This window comes from Candidatus Pelagibacter sp. PS_37 (genome assembly GCF_059417825.1).
This window is the reverse complement of sequence record NZ_CM182067.1, coordinates 1,108,253-1,125,140: the sequence shown is the minus strand read 5'-3', so window position 1 is coordinate 1,125,140 and position 16,888 is coordinate 1,108,253. Positions and strand designations below refer to the sequence as shown.

Sequence of the window (16,888 nt, the reverse complement as noted above, 5' to 3'; positions counted from 1 at the left end):
TTTTCAAATATCATATTGATAATATTTTATTTATACCCAGGGAGTATTTTTGGATGTTTTTTGTATAATGATTGTTATATTCAACCCCAAATTACTCAAGATTTTATAATTTCATCAAACCATTTCTATGCTTTTCTTTTACTTACAAGCTTAGGGGTACTTTCTTTTCATAATACTAAAAAGATTAATCTTTTAAGTGTTTATTTAATTCTATTATCAATTTTTTTAGAACTATTTCACATTATCATTCCAAATCGTGGATTTGAGATGAGTGATTTATTTGGAAATATTGTAGGTGTAATATTGGTTATACTTATCTATAAGATTGTAATTAGGTATGTCAAAACTTAAAAATCATTTTTTAATACTATTAATTATTTTTATAGCTGGCTGCTCCTCAATACCTCAAAATACTTCAAATAGTTGCTCAATTTTTAATGAAAGATATCTTTGGTATAAACATGCAAAGAAAACTGAACAAAAATGGGGAACCCCAATTTATATTCAGTTAGCTATAATTAAGATGGAATCAGACTTTGATTGGCTAGCTAAACCGCCAAGGCAAAAATTATTTAAGATTATACCATTTAAGAGGCCCTCTAGTTCATTTGGATATTCACAAGCAGTAAAGGGAACTTGGGAGCAGTATAAAAATGAAACTGGAAATAAATTAGCAACAAGAACAAGGTTTAAAGATAGTGTTGATTTTATTGGTTGGTATACCGATAAAACTGAATCTCTTTTAAAAATTTCTAAGAAAGATGCCTTTAGACAGTATCTTGCGTATCATGAAGGGTGGGGTGGTTATAAAGATTATAAGAATAACCAGAAAGTTATAGGTTTAGCTAAAAAAGTAGAAAAACAATCTAATAAATACAAATCACAATTACATGATTGCCAGAAAAGATTAAATAAAAATAAATATATTATATTTTAACGAAGTTGTTTTTTTAGCTCAATATCAACCGCATCAATTCGTTTCGTATTCTTTGCTAATACCAAATACATGGTTGGTGTTACATATAATGTAAAGAATGTTGATATAATCATTCCTCCCAGAATAGTTGCACCCACTGCTAATCTTGAAGCTTCACCTGCGCCTGGTCCAATATTTCCTATAACCAATGGCATCATTGCTATCATTGTGCTTATTGACGTCATCATTATGGGTCTAAATCTTAATTGACAAGCTTCCTTAACAGATGTTTCTATATTTTTTCCAGCTGTTCTTAACTGATTGGCATAATCAACAATTAGAATACTATTTTTAGTTGATATTCCAATTAGTATGACAAGCGCTATTTGTGAGAAGATATTAATAGAACTGTTCAGGAATAATATAAAGACCAAACCTCCAAACAAAGCAAGTGGAACAGTTAACATAATAATAAATGGATGAATAAATGAATTAAAGGTTGCAGCCATTACTAGGTACGCAGTTAGAAAAGCTAATCCAAAAATAATAAATAGTTCATTACTAGTTTCTTTTATTTCTTCTGATTTACCTTTCCATGCAATTTGATTAGAAGAGCCAATTTCTTCCATTGTTTCTTCTAAATATGCAATTGCTTCTGTAAGTGTATAAGATTCCGATATATTTGCAGATATTGTTACAGCTCTCTGCCTATTATATCTTGCTAATTTTTTTGCAGATCCAATTTCACTGAACTCTACTAAATTTGATAAAGAGATAAGTTTACCAGAGCTTTCAGATCTAACAAATATTTTAGAAAGACCTTCTTGCGATCGTCTATCTGCCAAGTATTGTTGAAGTATAATTGGGTATTCTTTACCAAGTCTATTAAATTTTGTTACAGTTTTTCCACCATAAAGAGTTTCTAAGGTTTTGCCAATTGAGTCAGTAGACACACTTAAATCCTTAGCCTTATTTTTATTAATTACTAATTTGACTTCCGGTTTGTCTCTAGAATAGTCCGATTCTATTCTAGATAAATTTTTATTTTGTCTTAATTTATTGATAACTTTTGACTGTATTTCCTCTAACTCCTCATAAGTGCTGCCCAATATAACCATTTGAACAGGTTTATTGTAACTAGAAACTCTAATAGATTGAGGTGATATTGGAAAAGCTACTGTTTCAGGAACAGTCACAATTTTTCCAATTGCTTCTCTCATTATTGTTTGTGAACTTTTATCTCGTTCAGCCCATTCATCTAATAATGCAATTATTATAAAGCTATTAAAAGAATTTTTATTGCTACCAAAGCCTGGCACTCTCATTATAAATCTTTTGTATGGACTGTCCTCAGCTTGAAGAAGAGGAATTAATCTTTTTTCAACATCTTCTGCTCTTTTTTCAGTATATTCAAAAGAGCTTCCTTCATCTGTAAACCCTAGAACAAGATAAACCCCTCGATCTTCTAATGGTAATAATTCCTTTTTTGTAAAATGAAATAAAACACCAGAGACAATAATAGTGAAGACTATAAATGAAATTATGATTTTTTTCTTATTAAGCCAATACCCCAATGTTTCCTCATAAAATTTTAAAAATGATTTAAAAAATTTATCAAATTTAGTGACTATAAAATTTTGTTTTGGCTCTTTCTTTAAAAACTTACTCGCTAACATAGGTGATAGTGTAAGAGCAACAAAAGAGGACACCACAACAGAAACAGATAATGCTATTGCTGTTTCTCTAAATAATGTTCCTGCAATTCCATCTATGAAAATTAAAGGAATAAAAACCGCAACTAGAATTAAAGTTGTTGCAATGATTGCAAAGCTGATTTGCTTTGACCCTTTGTAAGCTGCAATTAATGGACTCTCTCCATTTTCAATTCTTCTATAAATTGCATCTGTCATTATGACCGAGTCGTCAGTAATTATTCCAATAGCTAAAATAAAACTTAATAAGACAAATATGTTTATTGATAAACCAAATAAATAAAGACCCAAAAACGATGCTATTAAGCTTACAGGTAGTGCAACTGCTGGTACAATTACAGCTTTTATATTACCTAAGAATAAATAAATAATAATGACCACAAGAATAAAAGCAATGATTAAAGTTTTGTATACTTCATCGATAGCTGTACCCACATATGTTGCTCTGTTAAAAGCTACTTCTATATTTAGGTCATCTGGCAATGTTTTTTTAACTTCTTCAATTTTTTTACTTATTTCTTTAGAAAGCTCTACTGTTGAGGCACCACTTTTCGCATAAATACCAATTCCTACAGTGTTTAAATCTAAAGCATCTTTACTTTGGGCTTTAAAAAGATTTTTTTCTGAAACCGGGCCAAACTCAACATTTGCAATATCTGAAAGTCTTACAACACTATTTTGATTTTTTTTAATAGGTAATGTTTTTAGTTTTTCTATATTGTTATATGACTTATCTAAATTTAGTATTAAATCTATGTTGGTAGCTTCTAATGTTCCTGCGGGTAGGCTGACATTTTCTTTCCTTATTGCTCCTTCAACTTCTTGAATAGTTAAATTATTTGCAGCAAGTTTAATTGGATCAATCCAGATCCTAACACTTAAATCTCTTAAGCCACCAGTTGAGATTGTTCCAACATTTTTAACACTTGAAAATTGATCTACTAAATATCTTTCAACATAATCTCCAAGCTCTAAATCACTCCAGGTTGCTGAAGATACGGCCAGCCACATAGTGGTTGAAAATCCTGCTGATTGTTTAAGTATTTGAGGCGCTGCTGCTTCACTTGGCAATCTATCGACAACTCTTGCAACTCTTTCTCTTATATCATTAGCAGCATTATCAAGATCAATATCAGGATTAAATTCAACATTAATTGAACTACTCCCATTTTCTGATGTTGAGTTAATATTTTTTATTCCTTCTACTCCACCTATTACATCTTCTATTACTTGTGTTACTTCCTGATCAATTATAGGAGCTGATGCAGATTTGTAGTCTACTTTAACTTGAACTACAGGTGGTTGTAAGCCCTCGGGTAGTTCTCTTACTGGCAATTGTGAAAAAACAAATATTCCAAAAACAATTAATATAAGAGACATTACCCAAGCAACAACTGGTCTTCTTATACTTACGTCAGTTATAAACATTATTTTTTAATTGGTTTAATTTTGCCTCTTGGTCTAACTTTTTTTAAACCCTCAGCTACAATGTTATCTCCATTAGCTAAACCTGAAACCACTTCAATAAAACCAGAATCTCTTATTCCAATAACAATTTCAGTTTTATTAGTCACATTATCTTCTGCAACTTTATAAACATAAGTTTTGTTACCTTCCATGATTAAACTTGTATCCGGAATACTCATGGAATTTCTCTCATTATATTTAACTATAATCTCCAAAAGAGAACCTGGTAAAATTTCAAAATTATCATTTTCTAATTTTATTCTTATAGCTAAAGATCTTGTATCCACATCAATCCTGCCAGCTGTTGAGTCAACAACACCTGAATAAATTTTTTCACTATTACCTGAAAATTTAACATCAACATTTAAATTTTCTTTAATAAAACTTGCGTAAAGCTCAGGAATATCTACATCTACATAAATTGTCGAAGTATCTTCTAGTTGTATTAAAAGTGAACTTTCAGAAACTTTAATATCATTTGAAAAATCTCTTTTAGTCACCACTCCATCAAAAGATGCTATTAAATTTCTAGTTTTTAATTTTGTTATTAAATCACCTTTTTTTAATTTTCTATTGAATTCTATTGGGTTAACTATTTCATATTTTTCAATTTTGTATGATTTAGTTCTAAAAGGAATTGCTGTTCCATAAGTTGAAACTTTTTGAGCAAATTTTTTTGCTAGAACCTCAGTTACTATTATGCCTGGAGGAGGTCTTTTGCTAAATTTTTTTTTAAAATGATTTCCTATCATTGTTCTTCCAACAATTACTATTGTAATAATTAAAAAGAAGGCAAGGATTGCAGTTCCGATTTTTGTAGATCTTTTCATATTTTAATTTTTTCCATATTCACTCCATGATCCGTCGTAAATAGTAGGCATATATTTATTATCTATTAAAGAATAAGCAAGGGCCAAAACTGAAGCAGTAACACCAGAGCCACAAGTAAACACAATGTTTTTACCTATCTCATATCCAGTTAATTTAAACTTTTCATGAATCTTTTCTTTACTAATAAATGTATGATCTTTATTTATAAGTTCAGAGAAAGGTAGACAAAAAGAGTTTTTGATTGAGCCACTTCGCAATCCTTTTCTTGGCTCTGGAACCTTACCCTCAAATCTTTCTAAACTTCTTGCATCAATAACATTAAAATTGTTTTCTAAAATATTTTTGTTAATTTGGTTTATATCTTTTACTAACTCTCTTTTTTCATTTGCAATATAGTTAGAGGGAATAATCTTAATTATATCACTAGTGGTTGCTTTATCTTCTTTAATCCATTTTTTTAATCCACCATCTAATACATGAACTAATTCTGGATTGTGACCAAAATAGATAAAATTATACCAACATCTACATGAACTAATTACATCCGAATTATCATAGATAACTATTTGATCATCATTTTTAATTCCCATGCTAGAGACAATATTTTGCCATGACTTAGCATCTGTTAACATATGAGGTAGATCAGTATCTATTTTAGAGTTTTTATCTAAATCAAAAAAAATTGCGTTTTTAATATGATTGTTTTTATATTCATCAAAACCATTACGTTCTGTCTGAGGCATGTGCCATGAACAATCAATAATTTTTACTTTATCTAAATTTTCTTCTAACCAATTTGTATCAACTAAAGACATATTATCTTTTTTCCAAATATCTCTGATGATATTCTTCTGCTGGACAATAATTTTTTAATAAAGAAGATTTTGTTACAACATTTCCTGATAATTTTAAATTTACTTTTTTTATAACACTCTCAGCAATTTCTTTTTGTCTGTCACTTAGGTAAAATATTTCACTTCTATATTGCGTCCCAAAATCAGGTCCTTGTGAATTTAAGGTTGTAGGGTCATGAATTTCAAAGAAGAAATCTAAAATCTTTTCATAAGAGATAATTTTAGGATCAAAATCTAACTTAACAACTTCTGCATGATTTGTATTACCAGTACATACCTCTTTGTAAGTGACTGTTTTGCTGTCACCTCCACAATAGCCAACTTCAGTTTTAATAACTCCTTCAAGTTTACTAAACTTAATTTCTGGTCCCCAAAAACATCCTAATCCTAATACTGCTATTTCCATTGATTATACTTTAATTTGATTTACAAATTATTGCTATGCTAACTAAAAATCAATTAGGTTTTTTGTACATGTTTCTATCTGTATGCACCTTTTCTGTTATGGATTTGCTGGTAAAATGGTCAAGCGACTATCCAACTGGGGAAGTTTTATTTTTTAGGGGTTTTTTTGGTCTGTTGCCCACATATTTTTTAATTCCAAAAGGTAAATTAAAAACTTTTTATACAACTGAAAGATCAAAAGAACATTTATTCAGATGTCTTATGGGTTTAATGGCCTTGATAGCAATAGTTGTTGCGTTAAGAGAACTTCCTTTAGCAGTCGTTGTTAGTTTGTCGTATGCGGCACCATTATTTATTACTGTATTATCAATTTTTCTATTAAGTGAAAAAGTGGGTATTTTTAGATGGTTAGCTGTCTTAATTGGATTTATAGGTGTTATTATAATTGCTGAGCCTGGCTTTAAGGGTATGAATTATCTTTATTTCCTTCCTCTAATATTTTGTATTGGAATGGCTTTTGTAACCATCACAATTAGAAAGCTATCAACAACAGAACCTATTTGGCTTATCTCAATTTTTTTTACAATTACTATTTCAATTGCTGGCTTGGCCACAATTCCAATGGGATGGAAAATGCCAAATTTTCAAGACTTTATTCTTTTAGCTTTAATTGGAGTAACAGGAGGTTCTGCAAATTTATTTTTAACTCAATCATATAAACTTTCAGAAGTATCTTTGGTAGCACCATTAAAATATTTAGCTTTGGTATTTGCTATATTTTTTGGTTATTTTATTTGGAATGAGATACCAACTATAAAAACACTAATTGGTGCATCACTTGTAGTTCTTGCCTCTCTTATAATTTTTAGAAGAGAAATTTATCATAAACAAAAAATACCATCAACAACTAGACATGAATAAAAAACCAAAATATTGGAATACTGCAAAAAAATATTTATCCAATAAAGATAAAGTAATGTCATCATTGATAAATAAATATAAGTCTCCTTCAGAGGCTGTGCTTACTTCTAGAAAAGATATATTTTTTTCATTATGCAAGAGTATCATTGGGCAGCAAATCAGTGTTGCAGCAGCCAACTCAGTTTTTTTGAAATTTAAAAAGAAATGTAAAAATAAGATTAATGCAAAAACAGTCTCTAAACTTTCTTCTGTCCAACTTAAAAGCTGTGGATTAAGTGGACAAAAGGTTAAGGGAATAAAAAGTTTAGCTAAACAAATATTAGATAAATCATTTAATCCTAGATTAATTCCCAAGATGTCAGATGAAGAGGCTATTATTTATTTATCTCAGTTAAGACAAATTGGAAGATGGTCAGCTGAAATGATTTTATTGTTTACTTATAATCGGTCAAATATTTGGCCTATACAAGATATTGGTCTTTTAAGAGGAATTTCAAAAAATTATAAAAAAAAATATCTACCACCTGAATCTTATGTAAAATTATTAAACAAAAGATTTAGTCCATACTGTTCAGTTGCAACTTGGTATCTTTGGAGAAGTATAGATCCAGAACCTATTCAGTACTAAAACCTTCTACTATTTGTAGGTTTCGTTCAGTAGTATCTCTAGCTATAGCCCAACCATCTTGATACTCTTTAGAATCGTGACATTTCATAGCTTGCTCATGATTTGGAAATTCCCAAATTACAGTTCTTGGGTAAGTTTCACCCTCTAAAGTTTCAAATTTTCCACCTCTTACAAGAGGTTTTCCTCCATAACTTTTTATTATTCCAGTAACTTTTGCCCCATAATTTTTTAAATTTTCTTGGCTATCTATTCTTTTGTATAAAGCGATCCAGTAGGCTTTCATTATTTCTCCTTTTTAAATAATTTTTTATATGATAATGAATTTTATGGCAGAGAAATTAATTATCACTTTTGATCAGTATACAAAAATTGTAGAAAAACTAGCAATAGAAATCCACAATAATTATAAGCCAACAGTACTAGTAGGCATTATGAGAGGGGCAGCTCCTATACTAGATATCCTCTCTAGAATTTTAAAATTACCTATAGCTTATATAGTTATCCAAAGTTATTCAGGAAAAGGAATGGAAGATAAACAGGGTCAATTAATGTTTGCAAGAGAAATTAGTTCTTTAGCTGAGAATAAAGATTTTAATAAAGTTTTATTAGTAGATGATTTATCTGATACAGGATTAACTTTAAACAAAAGTATTGAGTGGTTAAAGAATTATGAACCAACTAGAAATTATATAAATGAAGTTAAAACAGCCTGTTTGTGGAAAAAAAAATCATCTACATTTGAGCCAGATTTTTGTCCAGTTAAACTTGATTCAGATCCATGGATTGTTCAGCCAACTGAACATTATGAAGAGATGTCTATGGAAGAAATAATTAAGAAAAATAAATAGGGCTGGAATAATTCCAGCCCTAAAAATTATATTTTAAGCAACTGCAAAACTAACAACACTCAAGATTGCAATAATCCATATTGCTGGTGAAGTTGAAGAAAACTTACCAGTAAATAATCTGATTAATGCGTATGATACAAATGCTAAAGCAATACCATTACTAATACTATATGTTAACGGCATAGCAATCATAGCAAGAATAGCAGGAGCTGCTTCACCAATATCATCCCATTCAATATCAGTTATGTTTCTAACAAAAAGAACAGAAACAAACACTAAAGCTGCACCATCAATTTGCTTAGGTAAACTTGTTGCTAAAGGAGCAAAGAATATACAAGCTAAAAACAGAAGACCAATTACTAAAGAAGTCATTCCTGTTTTTCCACCAGCTTTTACACCAGCACCAGACTCAACATAACTTGTTACAGTTGTTGTTCCCATCATTGCACCCGCTACAGTTCCAACACTGTCAGCCATCATCGCTTTTTCAATGTCTTTAACTTTACCATTTTTATCAACCTTACCAGCAACGTTTGCTACTGAAGTTAATGTTCCTGCAGTATCAAAGAAATCAACAAATAATAAAGTAAACACTACAGTTGTCATACCAGCTGTTAATGCTGCTGATAAATCAAAATCAAATAGATAAGTCATTGGAGGTGGTGAGCTCGCAATTCCATTAAATTTAGCAAGTCCAGTAGCCCATGCAATAATACTGAATAGTAAAATACCAATAATGATATTTCCCTTAATTTTCATTTTTTCAAGAACAACCATCAAAATAAATGCTGCACAACCCAATAGAACAAGGGGATCACTCAAGTCACCTAATTGAACTAGTGTTACTGGGTTATCAACAACAACTTCCATGATCTGAAGTCCAATTATTGCTAAGAATAATCCTATACCAGCGCCAATTCCTAATTTTAAACTTCTTGGAATTGAATTAATTAACCACGCTCTGATAGGTGTTAATGAAATGATTAAGAATAGAACCCCAGCAACTAGTACAGCTCCTAAAGCTTCTTGAGGCGTATAGCCCATTCCAGCACAAACACCAAATGCAACGAATGCATTAATTCCCATACCTGGCGCCAAACCTATCGGCCATGTTTTTCCATAAAATGCCATTATGAAACAAGCAAGCGCTGTTGCAACAATTGTTGCCGTGTATACCGCTCCAAATTCAAAGAACCCTTTTTCTGGTCCAGCAAATTCACCTGATAGTATAAATGGATTTAAAAACATAATGTAAGCCATTGTCAAAAATGTTGTTACACCAGCTATTACTTCTGTTTTAAAATCAGTCTTGTGTTTTTTATAGTCGAAATATTTTTCTAACATTGATCCTCCTAAGATTAAGATGGACTAATATTAGATTAATTAAGAAAATACTCTTAAAAATCTAAGTTTATCAACATATTTCAACTTATAAGTTTATATTTATGCCATATTTTGAGTGTTATCATTGAACCATGCATAAATTAAAATTTATTTTAATAAGCTTATTTCTTTTAACTCTTGTTGCTGGCTGTCAAACAATCAAAAATAAAACAGACACAATTGTTGAAAAAGAAAATGCTAAGTTAAGTGAATACATTGGAAAAACTTCAAGCAATTTGCAAATGGAATTAGGTAAGCCAGATGAAGATTTTAAAAATGATAAAGGTAACTTAGAGCTTGTTTACAACACCAAAAAATATGGAATACTTTGCGAAAGAAGATTTGAAGTAGATTCTAATTCTATAGTGATTGGTTTTGTTTCAAACGGTTGTTTTTAAAAACTTAATACTTGTGGGGAATGTACCCCACAAGTAAGGTTTTTACTTATTTAATTTCAATAAGTTTTTTCTTTTTATATTCAGGTACAATTCTTTCACAGGCAATCGTTAAAAGACCGTCTTTTAATTCAGCACCATTAACTTTCACATCCTCAGCGATTGTAAATGATCTTGCAAATTGCCTTTGTGAAATACCTTTATGAATAATTTCACCATCATCAGATTTGTCCTCAGATTTATCAACTTGTTTAGTTCTTACAGTTAATAAATTGTCTTCAAACTCCACCTCTACATCATTTTTATTAAAACCAGCTAAAGCAACTTCAATAGCGTAGTTGTCTTTTCCAGTTTTTCTAATGTTGTACGGTGGATAATTGGACTGCATAGTTAACCCTCCATTTCCCAACATATTTTCAAATTGGTCAAACATATCGTCAAATCCAATTGAAAAAGGTCTTAGAGTGTTAAATATAGATAGATCCCTACTTGTCATAGTTTCCTCCTTTGTTAGCAAGGTTAATTTAGTAAGCCCCATTAGGCGACTTACTTATGATATTTAGGAATTATGCTAAAAATTTCAAGATAGGACGACTAAATTTTTTTAGAAATTTTTAATGCAAATGCATAATCTAGTGCAATTTCTTCTATAGCCCCATCTCTACCTGATTTACCACCATGACCTGCGTTCATTTCAGTTTTTAAAAGCAATAAATTATTATCAGTTTTATATTCTCTTAGTTTGGCAGTAAATTTTGCTGGTTCATCAAACAATACTCTGTTGTCGCTTAAACTTGTTGTGATCAACATATGAGGATAATCCATTTTCTTAATATTATTATAGGGAGCATAAGAATAAATATAATCAAAGTGATCTTTTTTATCTTTTGCATTTCCAAACTCATCAAATTCTCCAACTGTTAAAGGTAAAGAGTGATCTAGATTAGTTGTCAGAGAGTCTACAAATGGTACTGCCATTATAATTCCTAGAAATAATTCGGGGGCTTGATTAACTACAGCACCCATAAGAAGACCACCTGCGGAGCCACCCATACCTATTATTTGATTTTTTGAAGTATATTTATTTTCAATTAAGTATTTTGCAGAAGCAATATAATCTTCAAAAGTATTTTTTTTATTAAGCAGCTTTCCTTCTTTCCACCACTTCATACCTCTTTCCATACCCCCTCTAATATGGGCCGTAGCCCAGATGATATCTCTATTAATCAAACTTAATCTAGTAGCAGAAAAGCTAGGGCTCATAGAGCTTCCGTAAGAGCCATAACCATAAAGCAGCAATTGAGCACTTCCATCCATTTTAGTATTTTTGTGTCTTGTAATTGTAAGAGGAACCAGTCTTCCATCGTGTGATTTACAATCTACTCTTTCTACAATGTAGTCATCAGGATTATGACCGGATGGGATCTCTTGTTCTTTAACTAATTTTTTTTCTTTTGTGCTTAAGTTATAAGAATAAACTCTAGATTGTGTTTTAGGTGAAGAATAACTTATGTATATTTCGTCTGTATTTTTATCTCTTTGCATTAAAGAGGCACCAGGAACATATACAGTTTCATCAGAAAAAATTAACTCTTCTTCTTTTCCAGTTGCAATATTTTTTACAAATAATTTATCTAAAGCATCTGAAGTTTCAGATCTTATGATCCAATTTTTTAAAAATGTTAACCCTCCAATTAGAACCTCATCTTTTGCAGCAATAAAGGTTTTCCAGTCTGGTTTTTCTAAACTATTGCTAATGTCTACTTTAAAATCTTCTGCATTTTCATTTGTATGATTGTAAAATTTACCATCCCAAGAATTGACAGAATAAAGAATTCCTTTTTCTCTTTTTTTTATTAATTTAGGCTTGGGATCTTTTTCATTAACATCAAAGTAATATTGTTCAGATGTATTATGGTCTGAAGAATTGATAAAGAAATATTTATCATCTGAACTTAAACCAATTCCAACCGTAAAAGCTTCACTTTTTTCTTCAAAAATTAATTGATCCTCACTAACTTTAGTTCCTAATTTGTGTCTATAAATTTTTCTTGGTCTATGATTTTCATCGAGTTTTGAATAAAAAACATACTGATCATCTAAACTGAAAGTTATACTACCTGATGTTTCCTCAATCTTTTCAGTAACTAATTTTTTTGTATTTATATCTCTAATATATATTGTGTAATATTCAGAACCCTTTGTATCTAAAGAATATCCCAAATATTTGTCATTAAAACTAACCTCCAAATCGCCAACACCAAAGTATTCTACTTTTAGTTTTTCTTTTTCTTCATCTCCATTCCAAATTTCTTCAATATTATTAGTTCCGATTTTTTTCCTTAATTTTATGGAATAATTTCCTTTGGTAGTTGTTTTTGACCAATATTCATAATCAAAATCTTTAAAAGGTAGAGACTCATCATCTAATTTTATTCTTCCTTTAATTTCATCAAATAATTTTTTTTGAATGGTCTTGGTATCTGACAAGTGAAAATCAGTAAAAGAGTTTTCTTCTTCAAGATATTTTCTGACTTCAGGGTTTAATTTTTTGCTATCTTTTAAAACTTCCAGGATGTCATCTTGATGTATCCAACTATAATCATCTCCCCAACTAATATTATGGCACGTTTTTATTTCTGATTTTTTTTTAAGATGTGGTATTTTCATGGATACAAATTAAATATATGAATATTATTATTTATACACTAGTTTTTTTGGGAATTGCTTACTTTTTACTTAAATTAGTAGCTAACACTTCATCAAAAAAAATATCAAAACATTTAAGAAAATTAATTTTCTTAGGTTTAATAATTTTAGCAGTATTATTTGTAGTTGCTGGCAAGTTTTTATTAAGCATTCCTCTAACATTACTGAGCTTAGCTTTAGTTAAGTTAAAAGGGTTTTCAATATTTCAATTAATTGGTTTATTTAGACTTATACAAACACTTAGAAACTCTGGGAGATTTTCATTTAACCAAAATCAAAATGTTAAAAATTCTTCTACAATAACTATAGAAGAGGCTTATAAGATCTTAAACTTAGATATCAAAAAAAAAATTACTAAAGATGATGTTCAAAAAGCATACATAAAAATACAAAAAAAAATACATCCTGATATTTCACCAGAGACCACGAGATTATCGATGATTGTAAACGAAGCAAAGGAAGTAGTTTTAAAAAATTTAGTCTAGAATTTATTATTGAGAATTTCTTGATAGACTTTCTCAACAGATACATCGTCTGGGTTTAAATTTGATCCATGAGTTATATTTTCAATTTTAATATTTTCCGGAAATATTCTCTGATAATTTTTACTATAATCTGTGTATGCTTTAGGAGAATCTAAGAGTATTACTAAACTTTTTATTCCTGACTGAGCTGTTATATGAGATCCAAATGAATCATTACCAACATACATGTTGGCTGAACATAGAAATGGAATAACTTCTTCTATCTTTTTATCATATAATGAAACATAATTATTACTTTTAATATTATTTGTAATTTCATTAGATAAATCTTTATCCTTTGGACCACAAAGAATAAAAAAATGATAATCTCCATTATTGTTAAGTTTGTTTATCAAGTTAGAATAATTTTTAGCACCCCACTTTGTTGTAGGTCCAGAAGATCCAGCTCCAATAACAATTGTAAATTTTTTAGTGTCTAAGTTTTTTTTAATATTTTGTATTTTATTTTCTTTAATGAAATAGTTTGCTTCAGTTGAGCAATTAGTTACTCCCAAAGATTTTTCAGTGAATTTTTTTGCAGCATCAACCAAATGTAATTTATTTTTCTTGAATAATGGATAGCAAAAAACTTTCTTAATATCAGATAAAACTGAAGCTAGATAAATTCTTACACTTGGATAAAAAATAAAAATTTGATCAAAATTAAAAGAGTTAAAAAAGTTTCTTAACCTTAAGATATCAATAAATCTTTTATGATACCTATTTATAAAGATAATTTTATCAATTAATGGGTCATCCTTTAAAGCAGCCTCTAAATTATTGCACAATGTAATAATCGTGACAGGACCATATTTTCGAGCTATCTCGTGACAGTAAGCAAGGTGTAATAAATTTGCACCTAAACCTTTATAGCTTAAGTATATACATGTTTTCATATTGAGTTAAAAATCTTTTTGACTAATTTTGTACCACCAATTTTTATTTGATATTTAAATTTCTTATTTAATATTTCATAATTTTTTTTTGATCCCATCATTACATCAACCTCATTAGGTCTAATAAATTTTTTATTAATTGAAAAATATTTTCTGTAATTAAGTTTATTTTGTTCATAGGCAATTTTTAAAATTTCATAGCCAGAAATTCCCTGACAGCTTGATAACATCAAATCTCTTGGTTTAATTTTTGTAAGGTAATAAATGCCTTCAACAATTTCTGGAGCCCAGGAATAATCTCGTATCGTATTAAGATTACCAACTGTAATATTTTTTTTTAACTTAGCATGTGTACAAATTTTTTTTATAAAAAAATCATTATTTCTTAATGGAGATTCAACTTGTAAAAAAAATATACTAGAGCAATTAACTCCTTTTTTTCTGAATTTTTTAACTTCTTTATGGGCCTTAATTTGTGATTGAATATAAGGATTTTTATTCTTTGAAATTTTAGATTTTATATTAACCAATCCTTTATTTGGTTCAAATATATATCCTGAATTAGCCTTATAAAAATTTGTTTTTAATTCATATTTATGAAGAATTTCCAAAATCTTTTTAGCACCAATATAATTGGAATCATTGGTTACTTTTTTAAGTTTGATACTTTTAGTAAGAGAGCTTTGCCCAGAAAAGTAAAATATATTTTTTGGAGTATATTTTTTTAAAAGTTTTAATATTTCATCTTTTTTTAAAAAATTTAACTTCTCAAATATTATTTTATTTTCAATATTTAATTTATTATAATTTGTATAAGACTTTTTTCTTTTTCTTGAAGTTACTATAATCTTTTGTTTTTTTGATAATAGAAATTTTGCTAAATAACTACCTATAACTCCAGAACCTATGATTATTGAATTATTCTTTTTCATTTTTAATTGTTTAAAGTATATAAGTAATCATTATAGGAATTAATATGAAAAAAATTAAAGGTATTTACGCAGCTGGAATGTCAGTTTTTAATGATGATTTAAGTCTAAATATAGCCAAGACTATAAATCATGCAGAAAGAATAATAGATCAAGGTTGTCACGGTGTTGCTATTTTTGGAAGCACTGGGCAATCACAACTTATATCTATAAGTGAAAAAATTAGCCTCTTAAATGAATTATCGAATAGCAAATATAGAGAAAAATATTTAATTGGAACTGGGCTAAATTCTTTAAATGAAACTATAAATTTAATGAAAGTGGCTAACTCTTTAAACTTTAGTGATTTTTTAATAATGCCACCAGCTTATTATAAGTATGGTGATAGTGAGGTAATAGAATTTTACTCAAAAGTAGTTGAAGCTGTGCCAGACAGTAAGATTATTTTATATAATTTTGAAAAGTTGTGTGGCTACAAATTTAGCGTTGAGTGCGTTAAGGAGCTTGTTAAGAAATTTCCAAAACAAATAATTGGTGTCAAAGATAGCTCCTATAACCTATATGAAAATTTAAAGATTGATAATTTCTCTGTTATGCCGGGATCAGAACTAAAACTCCTAAAGGGTCTTGAGCTTGGATGTGATGGTATTATTACGGCAACTTGCAATGTAACTGCTAATTTATCTAGAAAAGTTTACGATGATTTTAACGAAAAAAAACAACAAACCGTAAATGATATACTATGCAAGGTTAGGGGTACTTTTGACCAATACAATTTAATATCAGGATTACATTCTTTTATGTCAGATCAAGATGATTGTTACAAAAATGTTATACCACCGGTTAGTCTTTTAAACGAAAAAGATAAAAAACAACTTGGGGAAGATCTTGGTAAGCTTAATTTTACATTAGGATCACTTAAGGTAGCTTAAATATAGCTAGCAAATTTTTAACAATATTTTGAAACAAGAGACTATATTTATCAGTAATTAATTGATAAATCTAATTTTCTTAAAGTATGAAAAAAATAAAAAAAAATTCAGCTAAAAAAAAACCTTTATTAAAAAAGAAGGTTAAAAAAATTACAAATAAAAAGCAGAAAAAAAATTTAAAAATAAAAAAAAATATTTATAAAAAAAAAAATAAGTAAAAATATAAAAACAAACAAGAAAAAACAAAAAGTTAACATTAGAAAAAAAGTAACCTTAATATCAAGAGTAGTTACACTTCAGAATTCTTTAAAACCAGAATTTAACTTTAAAATTAATTTTAATTTAGAAAAATACATTCAAGCTTTTTTTGATAGTATCGCTAATAGAATATCTGAATATAAAACCTTAAAAGCTGAAGAAAAAAGAAGAAGACAACTTGATGAAATTGAAAAAAAAGAACAAGAAAAATTACAAATCCAAAAACAAAAAGTAAAAGAAGAAGAGGAGCAAACTAAACTTAAAGAAAAAGCATTAAAAG

At 28.9% G+C, this 16,888-nt stretch carries 18 protein-coding genes; 8 read left to right on the top strand and 10 right to left on the bottom strand.

Annotated features, from left to right (window positions below):
- Positions 1 to 337: 337 nt before the first annotated feature.
- Positions 338 to 937, top strand: coding sequence for a transglycosylase SLT domain-containing protein (locus AC5SL9_RS05945; protein ID WP_494573962.1), 600 nt, complete (start codon positions 338 to 340; stop codon positions 935 to 937).
- Here AC5SL9_RS05945 and AC5SL9_RS05940 read toward each other — a convergent pair.
- From AC5SL9_RS05940 to msrA, 4 genes are read right to left on the bottom strand one after another with little or no spacing between them, the layout of a single operon-like run.
- Complete coding sequence (locus AC5SL9_RS05940; protein ID WP_006997720.1) at positions 934 to 4,056, bottom strand: efflux RND transporter permease subunit; 3,123 nt, start codon at positions 4,054 to 4,056, stop codon at positions 934 to 936. The two genes, AC5SL9_RS05945 and AC5SL9_RS05940, sit on opposite strands and share 4 nt — an antisense overlap.
- Positions 4,056 to 4,925, bottom strand: coding sequence for an efflux RND transporter periplasmic adaptor subunit (locus tag AC5SL9_RS05935; protein ID WP_006997721.1), 870 nt, complete (start codon positions 4,923 to 4,925; stop codon positions 4,056 to 4,058). The genes AC5SL9_RS05940 and AC5SL9_RS05935 overlap by 1 nt, the downstream gene beginning before the upstream one ends.
- Positions 4,926 to 4,928: 3 nt before the next feature.
- Positions 4,929 to 5,741, bottom strand: coding sequence for a sulfurtransferase (locus AC5SL9_RS05930; protein ID WP_494573961.1), 813 nt, complete (start codon positions 5,739 to 5,741; stop codon positions 4,929 to 4,931).
- A gap of 1 nt (position 5,742) precedes the next feature.
- Positions 5,743 to 6,186 carry a peptide-methionine (S)-S-oxide reductase MsrA gene (gene msrA / locus AC5SL9_RS05925; RefSeq protein ID WP_006997723.1) on the bottom strand — a complete coding sequence of 148 codons (444 nt, stop codon included), beginning with the start codon at positions 6,184 to 6,186 and terminating at the stop codon, positions 5,743 to 5,745.
- Between the two features lie 35 nt (positions 6,187 to 6,221).
- Here msrA and AC5SL9_RS05920 point away from each other — a divergent pair, with 35 nt between their 5' ends.
- Positions 6,222 to 7,106: a DMT family transporter gene (locus tag AC5SL9_RS05920; protein WP_011281531.1), complete on the top strand. Its 885-nt coding sequence runs from the start codon at positions 6,222 to 6,224 to the stop codon at positions 7,104 to 7,106.
- Positions 7,099 to 7,734 (top strand): DNA-3-methyladenine glycosylase family protein, encoded by a 636-nt coding sequence (locus AC5SL9_RS05915; protein WP_006997725.1) that lies wholly within the window; start codon positions 7,099 to 7,101, stop codon positions 7,732 to 7,734. Before AC5SL9_RS05920 ends, AC5SL9_RS05915 begins: the two co-directional genes overlap by 8 nt.
- On the opposite strand, the gene AC5SL9_RS05910 is transcribed toward AC5SL9_RS05915, so the two are convergent.
- A complete protein-coding gene (locus tag AC5SL9_RS05910; protein ID WP_018413583.1) occupies positions 7,721 to 8,017 on the bottom strand; it encodes a DUF1330 domain-containing protein in 297 nt (98 codons plus the stop codon). The genes AC5SL9_RS05915 and AC5SL9_RS05910 overlap by 14 nt on opposite strands.
- Positions 8,018 to 8,045: 28 nt before the next feature.
- Here AC5SL9_RS05910 and AC5SL9_RS05905 point away from each other — a divergent pair, with 28 nt between their 5' ends.
- On the top strand, positions 8,046 to 8,582 hold the full coding sequence (locus tag AC5SL9_RS05905) for a phosphoribosyltransferase (protein ID WP_020168856.1): 537 nt from the start codon (positions 8,046 to 8,048) through the stop codon (positions 8,580 to 8,582).
- Positions 8,583 to 8,615: 33 nt separating this feature from the next.
- On the opposite strand, the gene AC5SL9_RS05900 is transcribed toward AC5SL9_RS05905, so the two are convergent.
- Complete coding sequence (locus AC5SL9_RS05900) at positions 8,616 to 9,926, bottom strand: NCS2 family permease (protein WP_006997728.1); 1,311 nt, start codon at positions 9,924 to 9,926, stop codon at positions 8,616 to 8,618.
- 131 nt (positions 9,927 to 10,057) lie between these two features.
- Here AC5SL9_RS05900 and AC5SL9_RS05895 point away from each other — a divergent pair, with 131 nt between their 5' ends.
- The gene (locus tag AC5SL9_RS05895) at positions 10,058 to 10,363 is read left to right on the top strand and encodes a hypothetical protein (protein ID WP_271616566.1); all 306 of its coding nucleotides are present in this window, start codon (positions 10,058 to 10,060) and stop codon (positions 10,361 to 10,363) included.
- A 46-nt stretch (positions 10,364 to 10,409) separates the two neighbouring features.
- Here the strand turns inward: AC5SL9_RS05895 and AC5SL9_RS05890 are convergent, their stop codons facing one another.
- Entirely contained in the window at positions 10,410 to 10,856 is a 447-nt protein-coding gene (locus AC5SL9_RS05890; protein ID WP_006997730.1) for an Hsp20 family protein, read from the bottom strand.
- Between the two features lie 98 nt (positions 10,857 to 10,954).
- Positions 10,955 to 13,030: a S9 family peptidase gene (locus AC5SL9_RS05885; RefSeq protein ID WP_494573960.1), complete on the bottom strand. Its 2,076-nt coding sequence runs from the start codon at positions 13,028 to 13,030 to the stop codon at positions 10,955 to 10,957.
- 17 nt (positions 13,031 to 13,047) lie between these two features.
- On the opposite strand from AC5SL9_RS05885, the gene AC5SL9_RS05880 reads away from it, so the two are divergent.
- Complete coding sequence (locus AC5SL9_RS05880) at positions 13,048 to 13,554, top strand: J domain-containing protein (protein ID WP_494573959.1); 507 nt, start codon at positions 13,048 to 13,050, stop codon at positions 13,552 to 13,554.
- Here AC5SL9_RS05880 and AC5SL9_RS05875 read toward each other — a convergent pair.
- The gene (locus AC5SL9_RS05875) at positions 13,551 to 14,489 is read right to left on the bottom strand and encodes a glycosyltransferase family 9 protein (protein WP_494573958.1); all 939 of its coding nucleotides are present in this window, start codon (positions 14,487 to 14,489) and stop codon (positions 13,551 to 13,553) included. The two genes, AC5SL9_RS05880 and AC5SL9_RS05875, sit on opposite strands and share 4 nt — an antisense overlap.
- The gene (locus AC5SL9_RS05870) at positions 14,486 to 15,421 is read right to left on the bottom strand and encodes a GDP-mannose 4,6-dehydratase (RefSeq protein WP_494573957.1); all 936 of its coding nucleotides are present in this window, start codon (positions 15,419 to 15,421) and stop codon (positions 14,486 to 14,488) included. Before AC5SL9_RS05870 ends, AC5SL9_RS05875 begins: the two co-directional genes overlap by 4 nt.
- Positions 15,422 to 15,465: 44 nt before the next feature.
- Between AC5SL9_RS05870 and AC5SL9_RS05865 the strand changes: the two genes are divergently transcribed.
- Positions 15,466 to 16,350: a dihydrodipicolinate synthase family protein gene (locus AC5SL9_RS05865; RefSeq protein ID WP_494573956.1), complete on the top strand. Its 885-nt coding sequence runs from the start codon at positions 15,466 to 15,468 to the stop codon at positions 16,348 to 16,350.
- A gap of 86 nt (positions 16,351 to 16,436) precedes the next feature.
- On the top strand, positions 16,437 to 16,568 hold the full coding sequence (locus tag AC5SL9_RS05860) for a hypothetical protein (protein WP_494573955.1): 132 nt from the start codon (positions 16,437 to 16,439) through the stop codon (positions 16,566 to 16,568).
- Positions 16,569 to 16,888 lie beyond the last annotated feature (320 nt).

What these genes read in the sequence shown, in the direction of transcription:
- AC5SL9_RS05945 (WP_494573962.1), top strand. Translation starts at nt 338, where the DNA reads ATGTCAAAACTTAAAAATCATTTTTTAATACTATTAATTATTTTTATA.
- AC5SL9_RS05940 (WP_006997720.1), bottom strand. Translation starts at nt 4,056, where the DNA reads ATGTTTATAACTGACGTAAGTATAAGAAGACCAGTTGTTGCTTGGGTA.
- AC5SL9_RS05935 (WP_006997721.1), bottom strand. Translation starts at nt 4,925, where the DNA reads ATGAAAAGATCTACAAAAATCGGAACTGCAATCCTTGCCTTCTTTTTA.
- AC5SL9_RS05930 (WP_494573961.1), bottom strand. Translation starts at nt 5,741, where the DNA reads ATGTCTTTAGTTGATACAAATTGGTTAGAAGAAAATTTAGATAAAGTA.
- msrA (WP_006997723.1), bottom strand. Translation starts at nt 6,186, where the DNA reads ATGGAAATAGCAGTATTAGGATTAGGATGTTTTTGGGGACCAGAAATT.
- AC5SL9_RS05920 (WP_011281531.1), top strand. Translation starts at nt 6,222, where the DNA reads ATGCTAACTAAAAATCAATTAGGTTTTTTGTACATGTTTCTATCTGTA.
- AC5SL9_RS05915 (WP_006997725.1), top strand. Translation starts at nt 7,099, where the DNA reads ATGAATAAAAAACCAAAATATTGGAATACTGCAAAAAAATATTTATCC.
- AC5SL9_RS05910 (WP_018413583.1), bottom strand. Translation starts at nt 8,017, where the DNA reads ATGAAAGCCTACTGGATCGCTTTATACAAAAGAATAGATAGCCAAGAA.
- AC5SL9_RS05905 (WP_020168856.1), top strand. Translation starts at nt 8,046, where the DNA reads ATGATAATGAATTTTATGGCAGAGAAATTAATTATCACTTTTGATCAG.
- AC5SL9_RS05900 (WP_006997728.1), bottom strand. Translation starts at nt 9,926, where the DNA reads ATGTTAGAAAAATATTTCGACTATAAAAAACACAAGACTGATTTTAAA.
- AC5SL9_RS05895 (WP_271616566.1), top strand. Translation starts at nt 10,058, where the DNA reads ATGCATAAATTAAAATTTATTTTAATAAGCTTATTTCTTTTAACTCTT.
- AC5SL9_RS05890 (WP_006997730.1), bottom strand. Translation starts at nt 10,856, where the DNA reads ATGACAAGTAGGGATCTATCTATATTTAACACTCTAAGACCTTTTTCA.
- AC5SL9_RS05885 (WP_494573960.1), bottom strand. Translation starts at nt 13,030, where the DNA reads ATGAAAATACCACATCTTAAAAAAAAATCAGAAATAAAAACGTGCCAT.
- AC5SL9_RS05880 (WP_494573959.1), top strand. Translation starts at nt 13,048, where the DNA reads ATGAATATTATTATTTATACACTAGTTTTTTTGGGAATTGCTTACTTT.
- AC5SL9_RS05875 (WP_494573958.1), bottom strand. Translation starts at nt 14,489, where the DNA reads ATGAAAACATGTATATACTTAAGCTATAAAGGTTTAGGTGCAAATTTA.
- AC5SL9_RS05870 (WP_494573957.1), bottom strand. Translation starts at nt 15,421, where the DNA reads ATGAAAAAGAATAATTCAATAATCATAGGTTCTGGAGTTATAGGTAGT.
- AC5SL9_RS05865 (WP_494573956.1), top strand. Translation starts at nt 15,466, where the DNA reads ATGAAAAAAATTAAAGGTATTTACGCAGCTGGAATGTCAGTTTTTAAT.
- AC5SL9_RS05860 (WP_494573955.1), top strand. Translation starts at nt 16,437, where the DNA reads ATGAAAAAAATAAAAAAAAATTCAGCTAAAAAAAAACCTTTATTAAAA.